Below are 18,248 nucleotides of genomic sequence, written 5' to 3' on the forward strand. Positions count from 1 at the left end.
GGGCGCGGCCCTTACATGAACGAGGCGTCGAAGGCGCCGGGCAGCAGCTCGCCGATGGTCGTTCGGGTTTCTACCCCGTCCACCGTCGCCATTGTGACGACCACGTCCCTGCCCCCGAACTCGGCCAGTTTCTGCCGGCATCCGCCGCAGGGCGGCACCGGTTGCGAGCTGGAGGCGACCACATAGACCTCGGCCAGCTTGTTTTCTCCGGCGGCGACCATCGCGGCGATCGCCCCGGCCTCGGCGCAGGTGCCTTCGGGATAGGCCACGTTTTCCACGTTGCAGCCCGCGAACACTGCGCCCGACGGGGTGCGGACCGCGGCGCCCACCTTGAAATTCGAATAGGGCGCATAGGCGTTTTCACGCACCTTGAGGGCTGCTTCTTTCAACGACATGGCGATTCCCCGATTTTTGATCATCTGGTCAGAATGCCATACCCTACTGGAAATCCGCGGGGGAATTGAAGCCCCCTCTGCACCGGAATGTCCGGGCATCAGCCCAGATCGGTCTTGAAATACCCCGGCAGCGTGACCTCGAGCAGTTCGACATCGTCGCTGGGGTCGGCCAGCCGCGTGCGCATTCCGGGTGGGATGACAAAGGCGTCGCCCTGTTCCAGGCGGTACGGGTCGCGGCCTTCACCCTCCAGGGTGACGGCCCCGTTCATCACGAAGGTGAAGTGGATATCGGCATCATGGCTGGCCCAGACCGGGTCGCCCTGCCCCCGGCGCACCACCTGAACGCCGGCCACGCCCTTGGTGTTTTCGGCAATCGTCGTGTCGCGGCATTGATAGCCCGGCAGGCGGAACGGCTGCCACTCTGCCCCTTCGGCCCGGTTGTAGACGAACCGCTGGCCCTGCCATTCCCGCTCGGGGCGGTAATGCGGCGTGGGCAGCTGCATTTCGTGGTCGATCTCGGTGACATGTTCGGACGGAACGCCGATTTCGATCACCTGCACGTTGTCCGACGCTTCGAGCACACGGTGCCGGATTTCGGGTGGCTGAATGAAACAGTCGCCAGCGGTCAGGCGCATCTTGTCCCCCTGATCCTCATAGACCACATCCACCCAGCCGTGGATGCAGAAGATCAGCTGGAACCCGACCTTGTGGAAATGCACCATGTCCGGCACCGGGCCGCCGTCGGGAATGCGGATATGGCTGGCGATGATCGACCCACCCAGCCGGTCCGGCACCAGATCGCGGTAATGCATGCCCGCGCGCCCGATGATCCAGGGCGCCTGATCCTTGAGCCTGCGGACGACGAAGGAATGAACCGTCTCGGGCATCACCAGGGGCGGGTTGCGCTCTTCGATCTCGATGCGGGTGCCGTTGGGGGCGACCAGGCTGCGCTGACCGCCGGCAAACCCGTCCGGGTCATCAGTGAGGATGCGCAAGGTGCCCGGCGCCTCGGGCGCGTCCTTTTCCACACGCAGTCGCAGGCCATGCCCCGAAAACACCGCGACCCGTGGGTCATCCGCCGGATAGATCATGTCCATCCGCATGCCCAGAACCTTGGTGTAGAACGGAATGTCGTTTCGCAGTTCTTGGGTCGGAATGCGGAATTCGGCTATGGTATCGGTCATGCTGGTCTCCTCTGCGCGGGACTGTGAGGGGCCGTTGGGGGATTTGCAAGTCGGGGTCGGATCCGCCGTCATGCGATTTCGAGGTTTCCCCTGCGTCAGAAATAGTTTAGCACTAAACTAAATTCCAAACGGGAAGTTTTGACATGTCCGACACACCCAGCCTGCGCCAGGCCGCACTTGATTACCACGCGCATCCAAAGCCTGGGAAACTGGAGATCAAGGCGACCAAACCCATGGCCAACGGGCGCGATCTGGCGCGCGCCTATTCGCCCGGCGTGGCCGAGGCGAGCCTTGAGATCAAGGCCGACCCGGCGACTGCCGAGATGTATACCGCGCGCGGAAATCTGGTGGCCGTCGTCTCGAATGGCACCGCGGTGCTGGGGCTGGGCAATATCGGCGCGCTGGCCTCCAAGCCGGTGATGGAGGGCAAGGCCGTCCTGTTCAAGAAATTCGCCGGCATCGACTGTTTCGACATCGAGGTGAACGAACCCGACCCCGAAAAGCTGGCCGATATCGTCTGCGCGTTGGAACCCACTTTCGGCGCGATCAACCTCGAAGACATCAAGGCGCCCGATTGCTTTGTCGTCGAGAAACTGTGCCGCGAGCGGATGAACATCCCCGTGTTCCACGACGACCAGCACGGCACCGCCATCGTGGTTGGGGCCGCGGCGCGCAACGCGCTGCACGTGGCCGGCAAGCGGTTCGAGGACATCAAGGTCGTGTCCACCGGCGGCGGAGCGGCTGGGATCGCCTGCCTGAACATGCTGGTCAAGCTGGGCGTCAAGCGCGAGAACATCTGGCTTTGCGACATTCACGGGCTGGTCTATGAAGGCCGGGCCGAGGACATGAACCCGCACAAGGACCAATTCGCCCAGAAAACCGACCTGCGCACGCTGGATCAGGTGATCGACGGGGCCGACCTGTTTCTGGGCCTCAGCGGGCCGAACGTGCTCAAGCCCGAGATGGTCGCGCGCATGGCCAAACAGCCGATCATCTTTGCGCTGGCGAACCCAACCCCGGAGATCCTGCCCGACGCCGCGCGTGAAGTGGCCCCCGACGCCATCATCGCCACCGGGCGCAGCGACTTCCCGAACCAGGTGAACAACGTCCTGTGTTTCCCGTTTATCTTCCGCGGCGCGCTGGACGTGGGCGCGACCGAAATCAACGATGCCATGCAGATCGCCTGTGTCGAAGGCATCGCCGAGATGGCCCGCGCCACCACCAGCGCCGAGGCCGCAGCCGCCTACAAGGGCGAGCAGCTGACCTTCGGCCCCGACTACCTGATCCCGAAACCGTTCGACCCACGGCTGGTGGGTGTGGTGTCTTCGGCTGTGGCCCGGGCCGCGATGGAAAGCGGCGTGGCCAGACGCCCCATCGAGGACATCGAGGCCTACAAGGAAAAGCTGAACCAGACGGTCTTCAAGTCCGCCCTTCTGATGCGACCCGTCTTCGAGGCCGCCGCCGCCGCCTCGCGCCGCATCGTCTTTGCCGAGGGCGAAGACGAACGCGTACTGCGCGCCGCTCAGGCGATTCTTGAGGAAACCACCGAAACCCCGATCCTGATCGGCCGTCCCGAGGTGATCGAGGCGCGCTGCGAACGTCTGGGCCTGTCGGTCCGCCCCGGGCAGGACTTCCAAATCGTGAACCCGGAAAACGACCCGCGCTATTATGACTATTGGAACTCGTACCACCAAATCATGCAGCGCCGGGGGGTGACGCCTGATCTGGCCAAAGCGATCATGCGGACCAATTCCACCGCGATCGGCGCAATCATGGTTCACAGGGGTGAAGCCGACAGCATGATCTGCGGCACCTTCGGCGAGTATCGTTGGCACCTGAACTATGTCGAGCAAGTGCTGAATGACGGCGACCTTCGCCCCCATGGTGCATTGTCCCTCATGATCCTTGAAGACGGCCCGCTGTTCATCGCCGACACTCATGTCCGGCAATTGCCCAGCCCGGAAGAACTGGCTGAGATCACCGTGGGCGCCGCGCGGCATGTACGGCGGTTCGGGATCGAACCCAAGATCGCGTTCTGCTCGCAATCGCAATTCGGCAATCAGGCCGAGGGCTCGGGCAAGCGCCTGCGCGAAGCCATCGCGATATTGGACAGCAAGCCCCGCGACTTCATCTATGAAGGCGAAATGAACCTGGACGTGGCCCTGGACCCCGAACTGCGCGAGCGGATTTTCCCCAATTCGCGCCTGGAGGGGGCGGCCAACGTGCTGATCTTTGCCCATGCGGACGCGGCCAGCGGCGTGCGCAACATTCTGAAGATGAAGGCCGACGGCATCGAGGTCGGCCCCATCCTGATGGGCATGGGCAACAAGGCACATATCGTGACACCCTCGATCACGGCGCGCGGGCTGCTGAACATGGCGGCGATTGCCGGAACGCCCGTCGCGCATTACGGTTGACCGCGGCGGCCTGACCGGTCTGGCCGCCCTGCCGAGGGAGGTCATCATGAAAGGTCACTGCCACTGCGGCGCCGTGCGATGGGCCAGCGATGCCGAGATCGCCTGGAGCTGCTACTGTCATTGCGTGGATTGCCGTCGCAATTGCGCCGCCCCAGTCACGGCGTTCATCGGGCTGCCGCACGGCTCGGTGGCATGGTCAGGGGATCCGCCACGCGTGTACAACTCGTCTGAGGATGTTGAACGTCTGTTCTGCGGGACCTGCGGCACGCCGATGGCATATCGCAATGCCCGCGACCGGGTGAACATTCATCTCTACACCGCCACGTTGGACAACCCCGAGGATGCCGCGCCCCGGTTTCACGTTTATCACGCCGAGCATCTGCACTGGCTGAACATCGAGGACAGCCTGCCCCGATATGCCGGAACGGCGACCTGATCCGAATCTGGCAAAGCCACTTTTGCACCAGACGCTTCGCAGATTTGCAAGTTCTGCAAAAATTTCCTGCTCAGGCGCGAAAACAAGGATCATTTGCAAAACTTTGCAAGACAAATGGGGCAGTTCTGCAAATATTTCGCGATAAACTGACGCGCCGTCACGCGCGCCGCTTGCCCGGGTGAACCCAGCCGCCTAACACAAAGATGACAGTTTTCGGGAGGAGGACCCATGGCGTACCAGGACGTGTATGACAGCTGGAAAAATGACCCAGAGGCTTTCTGGATGGAAGCCGCCAAAGGCATCGACTGGATCCGACCACCATCGAAAGCACTGTTTGACGACAACGCTCCTCTGTACGAATGGTTCTGCGATGCCAAGGTGAACACCTGCTGGAACGCCGTGGACCGCCATGTGGAAAACGGCCGGGGCGAGCAGACCGCCATCATCTATGACAGCCCGATCACCCACACCAAGCGCGAGATCTCCTACATGGAACTGCGCAATCGCGTGGCGACCCTGGCCGGTGCGCTGCGGGCCAAGGGGATCGAACAGGGCGACCGCGTCATCATCTACATGCCGATGATCCCCGAGGCGCTCGAGGCGATGCTGGCCTGCGCGCGGCTGGGTGCGGTGCATTCGGTGGTCTTTGGCGGGTTTGCCAGCAACGAGCTGGCCGTTCGGATCGACGACGCCAAACCCAAGGCGATCATCGCGGCGTCCTGCGGGCTGGAGCCCGGTCGTGTGGTACATTACAAGCCACTGCTGGACGGCGCCATCGACATGGCCAGCCACAAGCCCGAGTTCTGCGTGATCTTCCAGCGCGAACAGGAAGTGGCCAAGCTGATCGAAGGGCGCGACTTCAACTGGCACGGCTTCCAATACGGTGTCGAGCCGTCCGAGTGTGTGCCGGTCGCAGGCAATGATCCCGCCTACATCCTTTACACCTCGGGCACCACGGGGGCGCCCAAAGGCGTCGTGCGGCCCACGGCGGGGCACCTTGTGGCGCTGAACTGGACGATGAAGAACATCTACAACGTCGATCCCGGCGATGTGTTCTGGGCGGCCTCGGACGTGGGCTGGGTCGTGGGTCACTCCTACATCTGCTATGGCCCGCTGATCCACGGCAACACCACCATCGTGTTCGAGGGCAAGCCCGTCGGCACACCCGATTCCGGCACCTTCTGGCGGGTGATTTCCGAGCACAAGGTCAAAAGCTTTTTTACCGCCCCAACGGCGATCCGCGCGGTCAAGCGCGAGGACCCCAAGGGCGAGATGCTGGCGAAATACGACCTGTCCTGCCTCAAGGCCCTGTTCCTGGCCGGTGAACGCGCCGACCCGGACACGATCACTTGGGCGCAGGACGCGCTGAAGGTTCCGGTCGTCGACCACTGGTGGCAGACCGAAACCGGCTGGACCATCGCCGGCAACCCGCTGGGGATCGAGGAACTGCCGATCAAGCTGGGCTCGCCCGCCAAGCCGATGCCCGGCTATGACGTGCAGATCCTGGACGAAGGCGGCCACCCGATGAAACCGGGCGAGCTGGGCGCGATCGCGGTCAAGCTGCCCCTGCCGCCGGGAACGCTGCCGACCCTGTGGAATGCCGAGGAGCGGTTCAAGAAATCCTATCTCGAGCATTTCCCGGGCTACTATGAAACCGGCGATGCCGGGATGATCGACGAAGACGGTTACCTGTATATCATGGCCCGCACCGATGACGTGATCAACGTGGCCGGCCACCGCCTGTCCACCGGCGCGATGGAGGAGGTTCTGGCAGCCCATCCCGATGTGGCCGAATGCGCAGTCATCGGTGTATCGGACCAGTTGAAGGGTCAGGCCCCGGTTGGCTTCCTGTGCCTGAACGCAGGCTGCAATCGTGACCATGCCGAGATCGCGAAAGAGGTCGTGCAGATGGTGCGCGACAAAATCGGGCCCGTTGCGGCATTCAAACTGGCCGTCGTAGTGGATCGTCTGCCAAAGACACGGTCTGGCAAGATCCTGCGTGGAACGATGGTATCGATCGCCGATGGCAAAGATTACAAAATGCCCGCCACGATCGACGATCCGGCCATTCTGGACGAAATTACCGAAGCCCTGAAATCAATCGGTTACGCCCAGTAACCGGGCATCGGGCGGCCCCGGGCCGCCCGCCCTGCCCTGCGGGGTTGCAACCATTGGCAGACCGCCTACTGTGCCCTTGACGGAGGGCACATGGCAAATGACGACATCTGGCGCCTGAGCGCCACAGTACTCGCAAAACTGACCCGCTCCGGCGAATTGAGCGCGACCGAAGCCGTCCAAAGCGCAATCGACCGGATGCACGCGCTGAACCCGGCGCTGAATGCCGTCGTCGAAGACCTCAGCGCCGAGGCGCGGGAGCGCGCCCGCGCCCTCGATGCCCAGCGGGCCCGCGGCGAACCGACCGGCCCGCTGCACGGCGTTCCCGTCACGATCAAAGTCAATGTCGACCAGAAGGGCCATGCCACGACCAACGGTGTGACCGCTCTGAAAGACGTAATTGCCCCCGACGATGCGCCCGTCGTGTCGAACCTGCTGAAGGCCGGTGCGGTGGTGATCGGCCGGACCAACACGCCCGAGTTCTCATTCCGTGCCGACACCGACAACCCGCTTTATGGACGCACCCACAACCCTTGGGGCCGACATATTTCTCCCGGGGGCTCCTCGGGCGGGGCCGGTGTGGCGGTGATGACGGGCATGGGGGCGCTGGCGCATGGAAACGACATCGGCGGCAGCCTGCGGTTTCCGGCCGCGGCCCTTGGCGCGGTGACCGTGAAGCCGGGCTTGGGGCGCGTTCCCGCATGGAACCCCAGCCAAACCGCCGAACGTGGACTGCTTGCGCAATCCATGTCGGTGCAAGGCCTGATCACCCGCAGCGCGGCTGACCTGCACCTAGCCATGCCCAGCCTGATCGCGCCGGATCCGCGCGATCCGTTTCACGTTCCGCTGCCCTGGCGCGTGACCGAGCCTGACCAGCAGCCGCGGGCAGCTTTCACCAAGAACACTTTCGGTTACGATCTCCACCCCGAGGTCGACAAAGCGCTGGACACGGCCCGTGATGCACTGGTTGATGCCGGGTACACCGTTGACGAGATCGACCCTCCGAACGTTTTTGAATGTGGACGGCTGGGTTATCGCGCATTGATGGGCGAGGTTCTGACCCTGATGAAAGCCGATGTCGAGGCGGCCGGGTCCGAGACCATCCAGCGCATCTTTGCCACTTACTTCCAGGAATTTCCCCCGATCACCGGCCCGGACCTGATCCGAGCACTGGCGCAGCGCAGCCACTATGCGCGGGAATGGTCCCTGTTCTTGGAGGACTACCCGCTGGTGCTATCGCCTTTCCTGCCGCAGCCCTTTTTCAGACCCGACCGTGATACAGAAGGCTCGGAAGGCGTACACGAAGTGCTGGGCTGTGCAGTCTATTCCTATGCCATGAACTTTCTGGGCCTGCCCGCCGCCTGCGTTCCGGCGCGTTTGGCCGAATTGCCGAGCGGGCGCCAGCCAATCAACGTTCAGATCGCAGCGCAGCGATGGCGCGAGGACCTGGCGGTGGACGCAGCCATCGCGATTGAAGCCCGGGTTGGTCGTATGGCTGATCACCTGTGGGCCGATCTAGCAGGCACGGGCTGAAACACCAACCGCCTTCAACTGCCCCAAAATAATTGACCCCGGGACTGAGAGCCCGGGGTCCACGTGCTAAAATATGCCCGGATTGTGATGACGAGCGTAGCACCACCCACCCTCGCCAGCGCGAAAACTGCGCAATCATCCGAAAACACCATTTGGTGGCCACTCACTCCCACCGCGGCGTGTTCTCCGGGCAGGATCAGCATAGCTGAGAGGTGGTCAGCTTCCTGTGAACTGCTTCACATAAGTCCGAGAATCTCGGGAATTTATGTAAATTGTTCAATCGTTAGACGCTCTTCCAGGCCATGCCCGGGGTCAAACAGGATCCTGTGACGGATCTTGGGTTCCGACCGAATCTCGACCCAATCGATATCCGGAAAGGATATGGAATCAGCGTCCGCCATCACCGGGCGCTTGTCGGCCTCAAGCACGTCAAAGCGCACATGCGCCGTGCTGGGCAGCAACGCACCGCGCCACCGCCGAGGACGAAAGGCCGCAATGGCCGTCAGCGCCAGAACATCCGACCCAATGGGCAGAATCGGACCATGTGCCGAATAGTTGTAGGCGGTCGACCCGGCGGGCGTGGACAACAGCGCCCCGTCACAGACCAGTTCGGCCAACCGCACCCGGCCATTCACGCTGATCTTCAGGCGCGCGGCTTGCGGACCGGCGCGCAGCAACGAAACCTCGTTAATCGCAAGGGCTTCGTGCACCTGCCCCGATTGGTCCATGGCCTTCATCGTCAAGGGGTTGATGACTTCTTCTTCGGCTGCTTTCAGACGCTCCATCAGATCGGCTTCGTGGAACTCGTTCATCAGAAACCCGATGGTCCCGCGATTCATGCCGTAGACCGGCACATCCAGATGCTGCGTGTTGTGCAGCGTCCGCAACATGAACCCGTCGCCGCCCAGCGCCACGATGACATCCGCATCTCGGGGGGCCGCATTGCCATAGCGTGCAACCAGTTTGTTGCGGGCCGACTGCGCGACATCCACGTCGCTGGCGAGAAAAGCGATTCTCTTTGTCATGTTTTCCGGTTTCCGGTGCTGCGCATTTGGTTCCGAAACAAACATACCTTTCCCCATTAGGCCAGACGTGACGCCGCAGCTGGCCATTTCGTCGCTTTAAAGTCTTTTTCATCCGTGCAGTTTCCTATAGGAAATCCGCCAAACCAACCTCAGCCATGCGGAGCGCCCATGAACGCCAACCTTCGTGATACCGGTTTCTTCACCCAGTCCCTCGCGGATCGCGACCCTGAACTTTTTGGGGCAATCACGTCCGAACTGGGACGTCAGCGCGACGAGATCGAGCTGATCGCTTCGGAAAACATCGTCAGCGCAGCCGTCATGGAGGCGCAGGGCTCGGTCATGACCAACAAATACGCCGAAGGTTATCCCGGGCGGCGTTACTATGGCGGCTGCCAGTTCGTCGACATCGCCGAGAACCTGGCCATCGACCGCGCCAAGCAACTGTTCGGTTGCGAATTCGCCAACGTGCAGCCGAATTCGGGATCACAAGCTAACCAGGGCGTGTTCCAGGCGCTGATCCAGCCGGGCGACACCATTCTGGGCATGAGCCTGGATGCTGGCGGCCACCTGACCCATGGCGCCAAGCCCAACCAGTCGGGCAAGTGGTTCAATGCGGTTCAGTACGGCGTGCGCAAGCAGGACAACATGCTGGACTACGATCAGGTCGAGGCGCTGGCCAAAGAACACCAGCCCAAGCTGATCATCGCCGGCGGCTCGGCCATCCCGCGCCAGATCGACTTTGCCCGCATGCGCGAGATCGCCGACATGGTGGGGGCTTATCTGCACGTAGACATGGCGCATTTCGCCGGTCTGGTCGCCGCGGGCGAGCATCCCAGCCCCTTCCCGCACGCGCATGTGGCCACCACTACCACGCATAAAACCTTGCGCGGCCCGCGTGGCGGCATGATCCTGACCAATGACGAGACGATCGCCAAAAAAGTGAATTCGGCCATCTTCCCGGGCATCCAGGGCGGCCCACTGATGCATGTGATCGCGGCAAAAGCCGTGGCATTTGGCGAGGCGCTGCAGCCTTCGTTCAAAGACTACATCAAACAGGTCGTCGTCAACGCTCAGGCGTTGTCGGATCAACTGATCAAGGGCGGCCTGGACACGGTGACCCACGGCACCGACACCCATGTTGTTCTGGTCGACCTGCGCCCCAAGGGCGTCAAGGGCAACGCGACCGAAAAGGCGCTGGGCCGTGCGCACATCACCTGCAACAAGAACGGCGTGCCGTTCGATCCAGAAAAGCCGACCGTGACCAGCGGCATCCGTCTGGGTTCGCCCGCCGGCACGACCCGAGGCTTTGGAGAGCCCGAGTTCCGCCAGATTGCGGATTGGATCATCGAGGTGGTCGATGGACTGGCCGCCAATGGTGAAGACAACAACGGTGAGGTCGAAGCGCGGGTCAAAGCGCAGGTCGCGGATCTGTGCGCCAAGTTCCCGATCTACCCGAACCTCTGACGACACAAGGTCAGAAACAACAGAATGGCGCCTTTTTCGGGCGCCATTTTTCCTTGCCGGCAGATGCCCTGATCAGATCAGACCGCGCCACCAAAGCACGACAAGGAACAGTGCGGCCAAGGCCAGAATGTTGAAGGCCAGCCCCCCGAGCATGCCCAGGAACCAACCCCAGCGGCGATCCGCCAAATTAATGGCGCGCAGATGCGACTGAACATCCTTCGCCGCCTTTTCCAGGGTCGGCGAGTCCAGGGTCAGCCGGAGCTTGGGATGCTCGACCAACGGCTCGGCACGGGCGAGTTCCATTGCCTGTTTGTAGACCTTGCGCGGCAAGCGACGCTTGGCACGGCGCACCGACTCGGCCAGGGTCTTGCCCTTTGCGCCCAGTTTTTTGCGCAACAGGATTATCGTCTGCGCGATCTGGGTCTGAATTTCTGTTTCCTGAGCCATGCGCCCCTCCTGATGGGGCAATCTAACGGTCTGCGCAGGCGGTCACAATGGGGCTGGTTGTCCGGGGCGCCGGAGGCTATCAGAAAGACATGCTGAACACGATCACACATGGCGAACCGACGTCCCGCACACCGCTTTTGATTGCCCATGGGCTATACGGATCGGCCCGAAACTGGGGGGTGATTGCGCGTCGGCTGTCAGATGAACGTCAGGTGGTGGCGGTCGACATGCGCAATCACGCCCACAGCTTCTGGGACGACCGGCACGATTATCCGGCATTGGCGGATGATTTGGCTGAGGTCATCGAAAGCATGGGCGGCGTGGCAGACGTGATCGGGCATTCGATGGGCGGCAAGTCGGCAATGACATTGGCGCTCGAGCATGGCGAAATGGTCAACAGGTTGGTCGTGGCGGACATTGCTCCGGTTCGGTACAGCCACACGCAAATTCAATATATCGAGGCCATGCGCGCCGTGGACATGACACAGGTCGCGCGCCGCTCGGATGTGGAACAGCAACTGGCCGATCTCGGAGTCGAAAAGGCGTTGCAGAGCTTCTTCACTCAGTCGCTGGACGTTCCCGGCAAACGCTGGCGGCTGAACCTGGACGTATTGGCCAAAGAGATGCCGAATATCATGGGTTTTCCGGACTTTACCTCGCATTGGGACGGCCCGGCGCTGTTTCTCGCCGGTGCGGAGTCGGACTATGTTCAGGCAAGTCACCGCGAAGTCATCAAATCTTTGTTCCCGAACGCCCGTTTCGCCAAGATTCCGGGCGCAGGCCATTGGCTGCACGCCGAAAAACCGCGTGAGTTCGAAGCTGCTGTCCGGATATTTCTGAACGCCGCCTAAGCTCTCTATTGGTACAGGCGCTTGGCGACCAGCCAGGATGCGGGCAAAGCCGCGACCGCTCCGGCGGCTGCGGCACCCACGATGGCCAGGGTCGAAACCATCCCGGCGGTCAGCACGGCGATAACGGCCGACCCCGCGAGGGCGGTCGCGATCAGGGAATACAGTAGCGCTGCAAGTCCCATCATTGCCAGTCGTCCTTGTTGATGGCGTCTGACGCGCAGATTGCCGAAGCGGAATACAATCGGCTTTGATGCAGATCAGGCTGGGTCCCTACATCCCAGAATCAACCGGGCCGACATAGTCGCCCCCGCCGTTTACCCAGTCCGAGAACCCACCCAGGTTGTAGACATGCTGATACCCCATGTCCTTGAGCAACTTGCCCGCAAGTGCCGCCCGTCCGCCCGAAGCGCAATGCAGAATGATCGGGCGATCCTTCCGCAGCTCGGGGTCATGCGACTGCAGCGCAGGATCGGCACGAAACTCGAGCATACCGCGTGAGATATGGTGAGATCCGACGGCGCGACCGGTCTTTTCCAGTTCAGGCGCATCGCGAATGTCCAGCAGCAGCGCACCCTGCTGCAATAGCTCCCTGGCTTGCGCGGCGCTGATACGTTGAACAACGGAATTCGCGGCCTCAAGCATCTCTTGAACGGTCAATGGCATTCGTGCGGTCCCTCCCGGATTTTCACGAATGCTAGCACGGGGCCTTTTGTATTTGTAAGCGCTATGGTGGTCGCCTATTGCTCGCGAAAGGCCCGAGACATGCTGTCGACGATCGGTTTGGCGATATAGGCGGCAAAGGTGCGTTCCTCGGTCTGGATCATGATCTCGGCCGGCATGCCGGGGGTCGGAATGAAACCCCGTACCCGGTCCATCTCGTCAGGCTCCAACGACACCCGGGCCAGATAGACCTCTTGAGGTATTCCGCTGGCTTCTTCCAGAACCGCGTCCGCCGAGACGTAAAAGACTTCGCCCGTCAGAACCGGTGTCGTGCGCTGATTCAAAGCTACCAACCGCACGGTCGCGGTCTGGCCGGTCACAACGCTGTCGATATCGGTGCGCGGGATCTGGGCCTCGATGATCAGCGGGGCATCAGCTGGCAGGATTTCGGCAATCGGCTTGCCGGTCTCGATGACGCCGCCCGGCGTGTAATAGTGCAGTCGCACAACCGTGCCATCGACCGGGGCGCGAACCACCGCGCGGGCAAGAACACTGCTGGCCTGGCGCGATTTTTCCCGCACGCTTTCCAGATCCGCCTCGATTACACCCAGTTCGTCCAGCGCTGCTTCGCGATAGGCGGACCGGGTCCGGGTGATCTGCTCTTCGTATTTCAGCAGCATCTGGCTGGTTTCCGAAGCCTCGGCCGCCAGTCGGGCCAACTGCCCGTCCGCTTCGGCCTGGACCCGCCGGATGGTGTTCAACTCACCCTTTCGGACAAGCCCTTTTTCGAACAACGCGTTCTTGGTTTCGTATTCTTCCTGAAGGATCGCCTTGCGGCGCTCCATGCTTTCCAATTGCGCCTCGAAGCCGCTGGCCCTGATCTTCAGCGCTTCAATATTGCGTTCGAGAAGGGCAATGTCATTCAGCAGAGTCTTGCGCGAGACTTCGAAACTGAGCCGCTGGTTGTCGAGAATGGTCATCACTTCAACGTCGTCGGATGCCTCGATCAGGGCGGGTGAAAACTCCAAAGTGTCCTTTTCGGCGTATTCGGCCAGCAAGCGCTCGACCATCGCCTGAAGGCGGATCTTGCGGATGAACAATTCACGCTCATTTGCCTCGGCCGAGGTCTGGTCGAGTGTCATCAAGACCTGCCCCTCCTGCACGGTCTGACCTTCGGTGACCAGAATCTGTTCGATGATCCCTCCTTCAAGATGCTGGACGATCTTGTTGCGCCCAGTGGCTACAAAGCTGCCTTGCGCAATCACTGCGGCCGCGAGCGGCGCCTGAAACGACCACAGGCCGAACCCGCCGAAACAGGCGACCAGCAGCACGGTGCCCACGACTATGAACTTGGTTATCGATCTCGGAACCTCGGCGTACCAAAGGGCGGGATCGTCTACTTGGACCAATTCGTTCATCTTTACCCCCGTCTACCCTTTCAACTCGGGCTGCTGACGCGGCCCGTTCAGTTGCTGCAGCACCTGCTCACGCTGACCGAACAGGGCGACCCGCCCGTCCGTCAGCAGCATGATCTTGTCCACCACGTTCAAGAGCGTCGGTTTTTGGGTGATCACGACCACGGTAATCTTGTTTTCCCTCGCCTGCTCGATTGCCCGGGCCAGCGCCTTGTCGCCCGCGACATCCAGGTTCGAGTTCGGCTCGTCCAGAACCACCATCCGCGGATTGCCAAAGAAGGCGCGCGCCAGCGCGATCCGCTGTTTCTGACCGCCAGACAGGGGCGAGCCATCGGCAGCGACCACGGTCTCATACCCCTGTGGCAAGGTGGCGATCATGTTGTGCACGTCGGCCAGAACTGCAGCATCATGAATTTGCTCATCGGTGGCATCGGCGCGCATTCGGCCGATATTGTCCTTGATCGTGCCCGGAAACAGCTGAACGTCCTGCGGCAGGTACCCGATGCTTTCGCCGAACTGGCGCGGATCCCAGTTTCGGATATCCATCAGGTCGAGCCGCACGCTGCCCGAGGTCGGCAGAATCGATCCTACCAGCGTTTTGCCCAGCGTGGTCTTGCCCGCGCCCGAGTTGCCGATGATCGCCAGCGTCTCGCCCGGGTTGAGCGAAAAACTGATGCCGTTGAGAACCACGCGCTTGGTGCCCCCGGGTACAAACAGAAGGCGTTCAACATCCACTCGTCCCTCGGGGCGGGGCAAGCGCAGCTTCTCATACTGAAGTGCCGAGTTGGACAGCAATGCCTTGATGCGGCTGTAGGCACCGCGGGTCAGCAGGAATGTATTCCAGCCCTCGATTGACCCTTCGATTGGCGCAAAAGCCCGCCCAGCGATGATCGAGGCCGCGATCACCATGCCGCCCGTGATTTCGCCTTGCAGGGCCAGATAGGCCCCCCATCCCAGAATGCCGACCTGCGTCAGCAGGCGTACGGTGCGCGAGATCGCCGCGAACACCACGTTTCGGTCCTGCGCCCGGACCTGCCAGGTCAGGGAGTTGGCGGTGTCGCGTCCCCAGATCCGAACCGCCTCGGGGATCATAGCAAGTGCGTTGATGATCTGGCTGTTCCGCGACATCGAATCCAGATGCTGGTTGGCCAGAGATTGGGCCATGTTGGCCTCGGCAAACGGTTTGGCCGTCATCCGCTGGTTGATCAGCGCGATAACCATCAGGATCACGGCCGTCACCACCACGATCATGCCCAACTCTGGGTGAACCAGAAAAATCATAAGGATGAACAACGGCGCAAAAGGAACATCCAAAAAGGAGAGAAGGGTGCTTGAAACGAGAAAGCCGCGGATTTGCTGCAGATCACCCAGCGTCTGATACTCGCGTCCCGTCCCGTGCAACGAGGCATGCGCTGCGGCACTGAGGGTCGGAGCACCCAGTCGCGCCGCCACTTCGACCCCGGTGCGCATCAACATGAAGCGCCGCACCGCATCGAAAGCCGATTGAAAGATGATTGCCCCGGCCACGATCGCGGTCAGCATGATCAGCGTGTCCAGCGAGCGGCTGGTCAGCACCCGGTCACTGATCTGGAACAGGTAGATCGGGATCGCCAGGATCAACAGATTGGTCGCGCAGGTCAGTACCAGAACAAAGGCAAGGTTTCGCCATATCGCTCGCATCGAGGTCCGAAGGGTGCGTTGAAAGTCTTCGGGCGGCGTGCGCTTGTGAAAAGTTTGGGGTGGCCCTTTGCCGCCGCCATCGCCTGAACCAGTGCGCAGCAGCGGCTTGTTCGCTTCGGCCTCGATAGTGGTGCCCATGCGATCCGTCCCACCCGACCGGGACGAGGGGGTCATGCGCGCGGTCGGGCTTTCGACGGTTTGCGGTTCCGAGTCCTCGGCATTGGCCACCCCTTCGCCGTCACCCGCACGCCCTTCCACGGCGACGGTTTCCGGCGTTTCGCGCCGTCGGGGAGAAGCGGCGCTGAATGTTGTTTCCAGTGTGATGTCGTCTGTTATTTTCTGATCGGTTTCGTCCCGGGCTTCCGGTGCCGGAGCCGCTGCATTGCGAGCAACCTCTTGCTCCTTCTGCGCCGTGGCCGGGCCCTCCTGCGCTGCCTTGTTCTGGCTCTGCTCGGTCACGGGCACGCGCATCTCCTTGGTCAGCCTTAGCCGTGCGGTCAGCCGTTCCGTTGCAAATGACGAGCCAGACACCATGTCGCTGGGTCGCAAAGCCAGAGGCTGTCCGCTTCCCGACCGGTCCAGCGGGCTGGCATATCGGGTGCGGCGCGACGAAAAAACGATCGACATAAACAAACCTTCCGGTCACTCGTAAAAAAGGGAAAATCAGGTCAGGATGGATTGCATTCCTACATTGGCGTCCAAGTCTTCGGGGGTTAGTGCAGGAGCGGTCGGGCCGCTCACTGCTTGCCCGGCGGTCATTGCCTCCTCCATCAGGATTGCGATGGCTTCATTGGCAAATTCCGGGCCGATCTCATTCTCGGGCAAGTCGATGAGACTGGCCTGGTGCAGCAAAAGCTCGGAATATGCGCCCTGCCCGGCCATGACAACGGAGTCCACGCCCAGCTTGTTGATGTTGGCCGCATTCAGCATCGCGTTGCTGCCGGCCACGACTTCGGTACTGGCCCCATGCGGACCGGACAGGAAAATGTCATCCTGATCGGCAAGCATGGTGACCTGCTCAAGAATATTCACCTGCAGCAGGTTTCCGTCGATCTTCAGAACGCGCATCTGCTCCATACCCGCGAACATCGGATCGTTCAGCAATGCGTCCTCGAGCGCCGCCATGTTCATTTCATTCAGAGTCATGGCCTCGGCCATGTTCTCCTCAAGCGCCTCCTGCAGGTCCAGGCCGTTGGTCATCACCGAGGCCTGGTTCATCAGCAGGTTTTCGTTCGCACCTCCGGCAGGTCCGGCTAGGCCGCCTGACACCAGGTCGTCATCCATCAGGACAAGCGTCTGGAACAACATGTCGACCGAGATCATGTCGCCGCCGATCATGATCAGGTCATAATAGTTGCCGAGTTGAACAATATCGGCCACGTTGACCATCTGGTTGCCACCCATCGCATACATGGTCGAAGACGCGGAAATCTCGGTCTGGATATGGTCGATATCGGTGGCGTTGATGACCTGCTTGAGGAAGTTGGCAACCACCAGATCGCCATGGATCCAATCGACGGTCAAAAAGGACGGCTGCCCGGCCCCACCAGCGACGGCCGAGGTTCCGGCAAGCCACGGCGCAGGATTCGCCTCTGTTTCAATCTGGGCGGATTGGACGACGTTGGTGCCCGCGCCGCTGCCGGTGTTTCCGACATCAACATCTGATACCAGCGCGACCTGGCTGATCATCGTCAGGCTGATCGCTTGTCCACCCACGGCGATGAAGGGGGCATCCACCCAACCGACGTTCAGCGCGACTTCGTTGATCGCAAGATTGCCGCCGGTGACAACGGTATGACCCTCGTGTGACTCCGGCCCCTCGGACTGGTTCCACTCGGCCGGATAGGACTGTGACACCAGATTTTCCTCAGCCTCCTCGGGCTGGTGGTAGGCCGGCAGAAGATCGCTCCAGACCGGAGCCTCCGACACGTGTTGACCGTTGACGATGATGCCTTCCGCGTCTTCACCTTGGAATTGGTGAACCGTGACACCTTGGACCGATCCGTTCATCGGTGTCGTTATCTGTTCGACCAGCGTATCCAGGTATTCTGGCGTCATGTAGTCCGGTATCGCCAGTGAAGGCACTGCCATCGCATGAAGCGACTGCGCCACGTCCAACGCGGCTTCGGCCTGCGCTGTCAGCGTCGCCGCATCGCGGAAGTCGCCCGCGCCGACGGTATCATTGTCGCGCAGGACCAATGTCTGGAATGTGTAAGTGACGGCAGACCCTATCAGGTCGCTGACGACCTGCGGCTGCAACATCAAGAATTGCGGCCCGACCGAGATAGGCAATTCGGACTGCGGGACAAATCCGCCCGGCGCCAACGGGTCACCGATCTGGATGCTCGACTCGAGCATCGGGCCGGCTGGTGGCAGCGGCAACTGCGGGTCCGCGGGCGGTTCGGGGAAACGGTAGGGAAGCGGGTCGTAGTCCTTGGGCTTCAGATCCAGATCGGCCTTGACGACAATCCTGATCGGATCCTCCAGGCCTTCAACTTCGGCCAGCCGTCGGAGCGCCGTAAACTCCTCGTATTGCTGCCGCAGGATGGCCTGTTCCATCGTGAGCTGAAAAGTACCGATAAAATGCGCGATCGTTTCCGTAATGCTGTCAAGTGACATCTGGACT

The 18,248-nt window shown here is 61.6% G+C and carries 15 protein-coding genes; 6 read left to right on the forward strand and 9 right to left on the reverse strand.

Going from position 1 to position 18,248, the window contains the following annotated elements:
* Positions 1-11: 11 nt before the first annotated feature.
* Positions 12-395, reverse strand: coding sequence for a cytidine deaminase (locus tag ACR0CU_RS08865; RefSeq protein ID WP_170446788.1), 384 nt, complete (start codon positions 393-395; stop codon positions 12-14).
* Between the two features lie 98 nt (positions 396-493).
* Positions 494-1,579: a cupin domain-containing protein gene (locus ACR0CU_RS08870; protein ID WP_170446790.1), complete on the reverse strand. Its 1,086-nt coding sequence runs from the start codon at positions 1,577-1,579 to the stop codon at positions 494-496.
* Between the two features lie 143 nt (positions 1,580-1,722).
* Here ACR0CU_RS08870 and ACR0CU_RS08875 point away from each other — a divergent pair, with 143 nt between their 5' ends.
* The 4 genes from ACR0CU_RS08875 to ACR0CU_RS08890 all read left to right on the forward strand — a co-directional run bounded on the left by ACR0CU_RS08875 (position 1,723) and on the right by ACR0CU_RS08890 (position 8,080).
* Positions 1,723-3,996, forward strand: a complete 2,274-nt coding sequence (locus ACR0CU_RS08875; protein ID WP_170446793.1) for an NADP-dependent malic enzyme — start codon at positions 1,723-1,725, stop codon at positions 3,994-3,996.
* A 46-nt stretch (positions 3,997-4,042) separates the two neighbouring features.
* A complete protein-coding gene (locus ACR0CU_RS08880; RefSeq protein WP_170401975.1) occupies positions 4,043-4,432 on the forward strand; it encodes a GFA family protein in 390 nt (129 codons plus the stop codon).
* A 228-nt stretch (positions 4,433-4,660) separates the two neighbouring features.
* Positions 4,661-6,550, forward strand: a complete 1,890-nt coding sequence (gene prpE, locus ACR0CU_RS08885; protein WP_170446795.1) for a propionate-CoA ligase PrpE — start codon at positions 4,661-4,663, stop codon at positions 6,548-6,550.
* A gap of 90 nt (positions 6,551-6,640) precedes the next feature.
* A complete protein-coding gene (locus tag ACR0CU_RS08890) occupies positions 6,641-8,080 on the forward strand; it encodes an amidase family protein (RefSeq protein ID WP_170446796.1) in 1,440 nt (479 codons plus the stop codon).
* A 263-nt stretch (positions 8,081-8,343) separates the two neighbouring features.
* Here the strand turns inward: ACR0CU_RS08890 and ACR0CU_RS08895 are convergent, their stop codons facing one another.
* On the reverse strand, positions 8,344-9,105 hold the full coding sequence (locus ACR0CU_RS08895; RefSeq protein WP_170363030.1) for an NAD kinase: 762 nt from the start codon (positions 9,103-9,105) through the stop codon (positions 8,344-8,346).
* 168 nt (positions 9,106-9,273) lie between these two features.
* Here ACR0CU_RS08895 and glyA point away from each other — a divergent pair, with 168 nt between their 5' ends.
* Positions 9,274-10,569, forward strand: a complete 1,296-nt coding sequence (glyA, locus tag ACR0CU_RS08900; RefSeq protein ID WP_170337640.1) for a serine hydroxymethyltransferase — start codon at positions 9,274-9,276, stop codon at positions 10,567-10,569.
* Positions 10,570-10,641: 72 nt separating this feature from the next.
* Here the strand turns inward: glyA and ACR0CU_RS08905 are convergent, their stop codons facing one another.
* Complete coding sequence (locus ACR0CU_RS08905; RefSeq protein WP_170337639.1) at positions 10,642-11,016, reverse strand: hypothetical protein; 375 nt, start codon at positions 11,014-11,016, stop codon at positions 10,642-10,644.
* 47 nt (positions 11,017-11,063) lie between these two features.
* On the opposite strand from ACR0CU_RS08905, the gene ACR0CU_RS08910 reads away from it, so the two are divergent.
* Positions 11,064-11,867 (forward strand): alpha/beta fold hydrolase, encoded by an 804-nt coding sequence (locus ACR0CU_RS08910; RefSeq protein WP_254437559.1) that lies wholly within the window; start codon positions 11,064-11,066, stop codon positions 11,865-11,867.
* A gap of 5 nt (positions 11,868-11,872) precedes the next feature.
* Here the strand turns inward: ACR0CU_RS08910 and ACR0CU_RS08915 are convergent, their stop codons facing one another.
* From ACR0CU_RS08915 to ACR0CU_RS08935, 5 genes are all read right to left on the reverse strand, one after another.
* Positions 11,873-12,052 (reverse strand): hypothetical protein, encoded by a 180-nt coding sequence (locus ACR0CU_RS08915; protein ID WP_480642858.1) that lies wholly within the window; start codon positions 12,050-12,052, stop codon positions 11,873-11,875.
* A gap of 85 nt (positions 12,053-12,137) precedes the next feature.
* Positions 12,138-12,530: a rhodanese-like domain-containing protein gene (locus ACR0CU_RS08920; protein ID WP_093962649.1), complete on the reverse strand. Its 393-nt coding sequence runs from the start codon at positions 12,528-12,530 to the stop codon at positions 12,138-12,140.
* Between the two features lie 74 nt (positions 12,531-12,604).
* Entirely contained in the window at positions 12,605-13,945 is a 1,341-nt protein-coding gene (locus tag ACR0CU_RS08925; protein ID WP_170358354.1) for an HlyD family type I secretion periplasmic adaptor subunit, read from the reverse strand.
* 12 nt (positions 13,946-13,957) lie between these two features.
* On the reverse strand, positions 13,958-16,249 hold the full coding sequence (locus ACR0CU_RS08930) for a type I secretion system permease/ATPase (RefSeq protein ID WP_480642860.1): 2,292 nt from the start codon (positions 16,247-16,249) through the stop codon (positions 13,958-13,960).
* A gap of 36 nt (positions 16,250-16,285) precedes the next feature.
* Complete coding sequence (locus ACR0CU_RS08935; protein WP_170446800.1) at positions 16,286-18,241, reverse strand: type I secretion protein; 1,956 nt, start codon at positions 18,239-18,241, stop codon at positions 16,286-16,288.
* Between the last annotated feature and the right edge of the window lie 7 nt (positions 18,242-18,248).

The sequence above is a fragment of the Ruegeria sp. BC2 genome, from assembly GCF_056539245.1.

Excerpts from the sequence above, each read along its gene's own strand:
- ACR0CU_RS08905 (WP_170337639.1), bottom strand. The coding sequence starts at position 11,016 with ATGGCTCAGGAAACAGAAATTCAGACCCAGATCGCGCAGACGATAATC.
- ACR0CU_RS08915 (WP_480642858.1), bottom strand. The coding sequence starts at position 12,052 with ATGATGGGACTTGCAGCGCTACTGTATTCCCTGATCGCGACCGCCCTC.
- prpE (WP_170446795.1), top strand. The coding sequence starts at position 4,661 with ATGGCGTACCAGGACGTGTATGACAGCTGGAAAAATGACCCAGAGGCT.
- ACR0CU_RS08890 (WP_170446796.1), top strand. The coding sequence starts at position 6,641 with ATGGCAAATGACGACATCTGGCGCCTGAGCGCCACAGTACTCGCAAAA.
- ACR0CU_RS08870 (WP_170446790.1), bottom strand. The coding sequence starts at position 1,579 with ATGACCGATACCATAGCCGAATTCCGCATTCCGACCCAAGAACTGCGA.
- ACR0CU_RS08910 (WP_254437559.1), top strand. The coding sequence starts at position 11,064 with ATGGGGCTGGTTGTCCGGGGCGCCGGAGGCTATCAGAAAGACATGCTG.
- ACR0CU_RS08930 (WP_480642860.1), bottom strand. The coding sequence starts at position 16,249 with ATGTCGATCGTTTTTTCGTCGCGCCGCACCCGATATGCCAGCCCGCTG.
- ACR0CU_RS08875 (WP_170446793.1), top strand. The coding sequence starts at position 1,723 with ATGTCCGACACACCCAGCCTGCGCCAGGCCGCACTTGATTACCACGCG.
- ACR0CU_RS08925 (WP_170358354.1), bottom strand. The coding sequence starts at position 13,945 with ATGAACGAATTGGTCCAAGTAGACGATCCCGCCCTTTGGTACGCCGAG.
- ACR0CU_RS08865 (WP_170446788.1), bottom strand. The coding sequence starts at position 395 with ATGTCGTTGAAAGAAGCAGCCCTCAAGGTGCGTGAAAACGCCTATGCG.
- ACR0CU_RS08935 (WP_170446800.1), bottom strand. The coding sequence starts at position 18,241 with ATGTCACTTGACAGCATTACGGAAACGATCGCGCATTTTATCGGTACT.
- ACR0CU_RS08895 (WP_170363030.1), bottom strand. The coding sequence starts at position 9,105 with ATGACAAAGAGAATCGCTTTTCTCGCCAGCGACGTGGATGTCGCGCAG.
- glyA (WP_170337640.1), top strand. The coding sequence starts at position 9,274 with ATGAACGCCAACCTTCGTGATACCGGTTTCTTCACCCAGTCCCTCGCG.
- ACR0CU_RS08920 (WP_093962649.1), bottom strand. The coding sequence starts at position 12,530 with ATGCCATTGACCGTTCAAGAGATGCTTGAGGCCGCGAATTCCGTTGTT.
- ACR0CU_RS08880 (WP_170401975.1), top strand. The coding sequence starts at position 4,043 with ATGAAAGGTCACTGCCACTGCGGCGCCGTGCGATGGGCCAGCGATGCC.